At 66.5% G+C, this 5122-nt stretch carries 4 protein-coding genes and 1 tRNA gene; 2 read left to right on the forward strand and 3 right to left on the reverse strand.

Going from position 1 to position 5122, the window contains the following annotated elements; all coding sequences use genetic code 11:
• Positions 1–112: 112 nt before the first annotated feature.
• The gene (locus tag AX681_RS02675; RefSeq protein WP_066660484.1) at positions 113–1639 is read right to left on the reverse strand and encodes an acyl-CoA carboxylase subunit beta; all 1527 of its coding nucleotides are present in this window, start codon (positions 1637–1639) and stop codon (positions 113–115) included.
• Positions 1640–1738: 99 nt separating this feature from the next.
• Here AX681_RS02675 and AX681_RS02680 point away from each other — a divergent pair, with 99 nt between their 5' ends.
• On the forward strand, positions 1739–3130 hold the full coding sequence (locus AX681_RS02680) for a helix-turn-helix domain-containing protein (RefSeq protein WP_066660486.1): 1392 nt from the start codon (positions 1739–1741) through the stop codon (positions 3128–3130).
• Positions 3131–3417: 287 nt separating this feature from the next.
• On the opposite strand, the gene AX681_RS02685 is transcribed toward AX681_RS02680, so the two are convergent.
• Positions 3418–3494 (reverse strand) — tRNA-Arg (locus tag AX681_RS02685).
• Positions 3495–3578: 84 nt separating this feature from the next.
• Between AX681_RS02685 and AX681_RS02690 the strand changes: the two genes are divergently transcribed.
• On the forward strand, positions 3579–4070 hold the full coding sequence (locus tag AX681_RS02690; protein ID WP_066660488.1) for a hypothetical protein: 492 nt from the start codon (positions 3579–3581) through the stop codon (positions 4068–4070).
• A gap of 17 nt (positions 4071–4087) precedes the next feature.
• Here AX681_RS02690 and AX681_RS22265 read toward each other — a convergent pair.
• A partial coding sequence (locus AX681_RS22265; protein ID WP_197424212.1) for a spermidine synthase occupies positions 4088–5122 on the reverse strand: 1035 nt, incomplete at its 5' end.

Here is a 5122-nt window from a genome sequence, read left to right on the forward strand (position 1 = left end):
CTTCTCCCCTCCGGCTTGCGGGAGGGGCCGGGGGAGGGCCTGTCCGCACGCGGTGTATCCGATTTGAAGGCACACGCCCTCCCCTAGCCCCTCCCGCAAGCGGGAGGGGGACTTAGAGCGGGATATTGTCATGCTTCTTCCACGGATTCTCGAGGCTCTTGTTCCTCAGCTTCCGTAGGCCCAGCGCGATCCGCCGCCGCGTCGAATGCGGCATGATCACCTCGTCCACGAACCCCTTGCTCGCCGCGACGAACGGGTTGGCAAAGCGCGCCTCATATTCCGCGGTCTTCTCGGCGATCTCCTGGGGCGTCTTGCCGCGGAAGATGATCTCGACCGCGCCCTTCGCGCCCATCACCGCGATCTCCGCCGTCGGCCAGGCATAGTTCAAATCGCCGCGCAGATGCTTCGACGCCATCACGTCATACGCCCCGCCATAGGCCTTGCGCGTAATCACCGTGATCTTCGGCACCGTCGCCTCGGCATAGGCGAACAGCAGCTTCGCGCCATGCTTGATGATGCCGCTATGCTCCTGCCCGACACCCGGCAGGAAGCCCGGCACGTCGACGAAGGTCACGATCGGGATCTCGAACGCGTCGCAGAAGCGCACGAACCGCGCCGCCTTCTTGCTCGAATTGATGTCGAGCACGCCCGCCAGCACCATCGGCTGGTTGGCGACGATCCCGACGGTCCGCCCCTCGATCCGGCCAAAGCCGATGATGATGTTGCCGGCATGCGTCGGCTGCACTTCGAAGAAGTCGCCCTCGTCGACCGTCTTCGCGATCAACTCATGCATGTCATAGGGCTGGTTCGCGCTCGGCGGGATCAGCGTGTCGAGGCTGTCCTCGACGCGATCCCACGGGTCGCTGCACGGCCGCTCCGGCACAGGTTCGCGATTGCTCGCGGGCAAGAAGTCCACGAAGTCGCGCGCCGCCAACAGCGCCTCGATATCATTCTCGAACGCCACATCGGCGACGCCCGACTTCGTGGTATGCGTCACAGCTCCGCCCAGTTCCTCCTGCGTGACGATCTCGTTGGTAACGGTCTTCACTACATCCGGGCCGGTGACGAACATGTACGATGAGTCCTTCACCATGAAGATGAAGTCGGTCATCGCGGGAGAATAAACCGCGCCACCAGCGCACGGCCCCATAATGAGAGAGATCTGCGGCACGACGCCGCTCGCCAGCACATTGCGCTGAAACACCTCGGCATAGCCGGCAAGCGACGCGACGCCCTCCTGAATCCGCGCGCCGCCACTGTCGTTCAGGCCGATCACGGGCGCGCCGACCTTCATCGCCATGTCCATGATCTTGCAGATTTTCTGCGCGTGCCGCTCAGACAGCGACCCGCCGAACACGGTAAAGTCCTGCGAAAACACGAAAACGAGGCGCCCGTTGATCGTGCCCGAACCGGTGACCACACCGTCACCCGGCACCACCTGCTCCGGCATCCCGAAATCGACGCAATTATGCTCGACATACATGTCGAGCTCTTCGAACGATCCTTCGTCGAGCAGGACTTCCAGCCGCTCGCGCGCGGTCAGCTTGCCCTTGGCGTGCTGCGCGTCGATCCGCTTCTGTCCGCCGCCCAGCCGGGCCGCAGCGCGGCGGCGTTCGAGTTCCTCGATCGTCGAAGACATGGCACACTCCCTTGGCCGGTCCCTGCACAGGACATCGGTCCGGTTGCAAATGCAATGTTGCGAAGTTGCATCTTAAGACTCCGCAGATATGCTTATGAGATGGAACAGCGCCGCCGTCTCTTCGCCGGTCACCGGGTCCGCGATCTGCGCAAGCGGCTGGGGCTGCCCCAGGCGGCGCTCGCCGCCCGGCTCGGCGTGTCGGTCAGCTATCTCTCACAGATCGAGAATGAGGAACGCCCGCTGACCCCGGCCGTGCTGGTCGCGCTCAGCCGCGAGTTTCCGGAACAATGGGGCGAGGTTGGCCCGGACGACGGCACCGCCGCACTGATCCGCGCGATCGAGGCGGCGCGCGATACCAGCATTGCCGCCGACACGCTCGACGAGGCCGCCGTGCGCCGCGGCGTCGAAAAGCACCCGGCCCTCACCCGCCGCATGGTCGCGCTCCACGACGCGTGGCGGCGCAGCCAAGCGCAGCTGCGCGTGCTCGACGACAAGGTCGAAAGCGGCGCCGGCCGCGACGGCGCGCTGCCGTGGGAGGCGGTGCGCGACTGGTACCAGGCCGAGGGCAACTACATCGACCCGCTGGATCGCGCCGCCGAAGCGCTGGCCGAAAGCTTCGACCATCCCCGCGCGATCGAGGATCGGTTGCGCGGCTGGCATGGCATCGCGATCGACGACGCGCGGGACGACGATCTGCGCCTTTCGCGCTTCGATCCCCAGTCCCGGCGGCTCAGCATCAGCGGCGTGCTCCCGCCCGAAAGCCGCGCCTTCCTGCTCGCCCAGCGCCTTGCCGCACTCGAATTCGCCAACGAGATGCGCGTCGTCGCCGATGCCAGCGGCCTGGCCTCCCCCGAGGCCCGCGAGCTGCTCGCGCTCGGCCTCGCCAATTACGCCGCCGGCGCGCTGCTGATGCCCTATACCCAATTCCGCGACGCGGCGCGCGCGGTGCGCCACGATATCGACCGCCTCCGCCAGCGCTTCGGCACCAGCTTCGAACAGACCTGCCATCGCCTATCGACGCTGCAGCGCCCCGGCGCGCAGGGCATCCCGTTCTTCTTCTGCCGCGTGGACATGGCCGGCAACATCACCAAGCGGCATTCGGCGACGCGGCTTGAGTTTGCCCGCTTCGGCGGCGCCTGCCCGCTCTGGGTGGTGCATGAGGCGGTGGCGATCCCCGACCGCATCCTCACGCAATTGGCCGAAACGCCCGACGGCGCGCGCTACGTCATCATGGCCAAGGGGCTGGTCAAGCCGTCCGCCAGCTATGACCGCCCCCCGCGCCGCTACGCCGTGGCGCTGGGTTGCGAAGAAATGCACGCCGACGATTTCGTCTATGCCGACGGTCTGCGCCCGGGTGGCGTCGCGACGCCGATCGGCACCAGCTGCCGCATCTGCCCGCGCAGCGACTGCGACCAGCGTGCCTTTCCCCCGGCGGCGAGCGAGATTCGCATCGACCCCGATATTCGCGCCGCCGTCCCCTACAGCTTCTAGTCGTCCTGCGCGGGGAGCGGCCCATAGGCCGGATCAGGTTCCCGCTTCTTGCAGCGCTTGCAGGTGCGAAACCCTTCACGCGTGCGGCTATGCGTCCAGCGATGGCCCCGAATCAGGCACGTGATGACCGGCAATTTCCCCATGAACTTCGGATAGCACGAAAATCGGCTTAATTACTATCGGGTTAGACATTTGTTTCTAAGGCGCAACATATGCTCGGATCGGGTAGCGACATGCCCCAGACGCAACAAAGCCCCGCCAAGTTCCTGACCTGGCGGGGCTTTGAATGGCGCACCCGGAACGATTCGAACGTCCGACCCTCAGATTCGTAGTCTGATGCTCTATCCAGCTGAGCTACGGGTGCGCAGTGGAGGGGCGCTGATAGAAGCGGTTTTCACGAAACGCAAGCCCGTTGCGCAGAGTTTCTTCGCGGCATACACCCGCCGCGATGCGATACCCAGCCCTCCTCGCGCTACCGATAGCGCTCAGCGCCTGCAGCACCACCGGGGACGGCTATCCCTCGCTGTTGCCGCGCCCGATCGAATCGCGCGATGCGGGAGAGGTGGTGCGCCCCGACCCGGTCGCGACGCCCGATGCCGCGCTCGATTCGCGTGTCGCTGCGCAACTGGCGGCGGCAGAGAAAATCGCGACGCGCTTCCGTTCGCAAGCGCAGGAGACCGAATCGCGCGTCGCAGTCGCGCGCGGCGTCCCGGCGGGCAGTGACAGCTGGCTCGCGGCACAAACCGCGCTCGCCGATCTCAACCGCACCCGCGGCGAGACGGTCGAGATCGTGACCGCGCTCGAAGAAACCGCCGCGGCACGGCTTCAGGCCGGAACCCCCGCCTATCCCGCGCTCGATGCAGCCATCGCCGCCCTTTCGCGCACCGCCGCCGAACAGGCCGCGAAGGTTCAGGCGCTGGAAGACGCGCTGGCGGGCTGATCCGTCAGGGTCTGTACTCAGGGCAGATCCTTGTTCAGGCTGCGCAGCACCGGCAGGATCGTCGCATAATCGTCGGTCCACGGCGTGAAGCCCGGTCGCCCTTCCAACTGACGCCACCCGTCCGCGCGCGCGGTCAGCTGCGCCAGTTTCTGCGGCGAGCGCGACAGCGCAATCCAGTCCGACGTCGCGGCCTCGTTCAGCTCCTCGATCAGCGGCGGGTGATAGGTCAGCTGCGCCGCCGACCATCCGCCCAGCTTCGCCGCGCGCTCGACCACCGGCTCCAGCGACAGGAAGCGGTTGGAGATATGGACCAGCAGCAACCCGTCCTTCGCCAGCACGCGGTCATAGGTCGCGAACGCTTCGAGCGTCATCAGGTGCATCGGCACCGCGTCGGATGAGAAGGCGTCGAGCACCAGCAGGTCGAGGCTGTGTTCGGGCTCTTCCACCAGACGCAGCCGCGCATCGCCCAGCACGATTCGCGCGTCCGGCCGGCATTGCTCCAGAAACCGGAACGGCCCGCGCGCCAGCTGAACTACCGCCGGATCGATCTCGTAGAAGCGCCACGACTGGCCCGGCTTGGCATAACAGGCCAGCGTGCCGGTCCCGAGCCCGACCACCCCGACCCGCGCATTGGGGCCATAGAGCGGCGGCAACGCCTGCATCGCCTGCCCTACACCCGATCCCGGCACATAATAGGTAGTCGGCAGCTTCAGCCGCTCCGGATTCCCCACCAACTGCACGCCATGCAGCGTCGTGCCGTGCGCCAGCCTTTTCTGGTCGGCGAGTTCGGTGATCGTATAGACCCCGAAATAGGACCGCGTGCGCAGATCGCCCTGCCAGCTCATCGCGATCGACCGGAACCCGCCGAACAGGAACAGCGCCCCGGCGAGCACGATCATGAACGGCACCCGCATGCCAACGGTGAACAGCCCCACCAGCGCCAGCGTCAGATACAGGATCCCGGCCTGCCGCTCGCCCAGCACATCCGACCCGCGGGACACGCCGAACCAGACGATCAGCGCGATGACCAGCGCGATGGCCAGGATACGCAC

The sequence above is a fragment of the Sphingomonas sp. CCH9-E2 genome, assembly GCF_001557215.1.
GTDB lineage: Bacteria > Pseudomonadota > Alphaproteobacteria > Sphingomonadales > Sphingomonadaceae > Sphingomonas.

What these genes read in the sequence shown, in the direction of transcription:
- AX681_RS02675 (WP_066660484.1), bottom strand. Translation starts at nt 1,639, where the DNA reads ATGTCTTCGACGATCGAGGAACTCGAACGCCGCCGCGCTGCGGCCCGG.
- AX681_RS02680 (WP_066660486.1), top strand. Translation starts at nt 1,739, where the DNA reads ATGGAACAGCGCCGCCGTCTCTTCGCCGGTCACCGGGTCCGCGATCTG.
- AX681_RS02690 (WP_066660488.1), top strand. Translation starts at nt 3,579, where the DNA reads ATGCGATACCCAGCCCTCCTCGCGCTACCGATAGCGCTCAGCGCCTGC.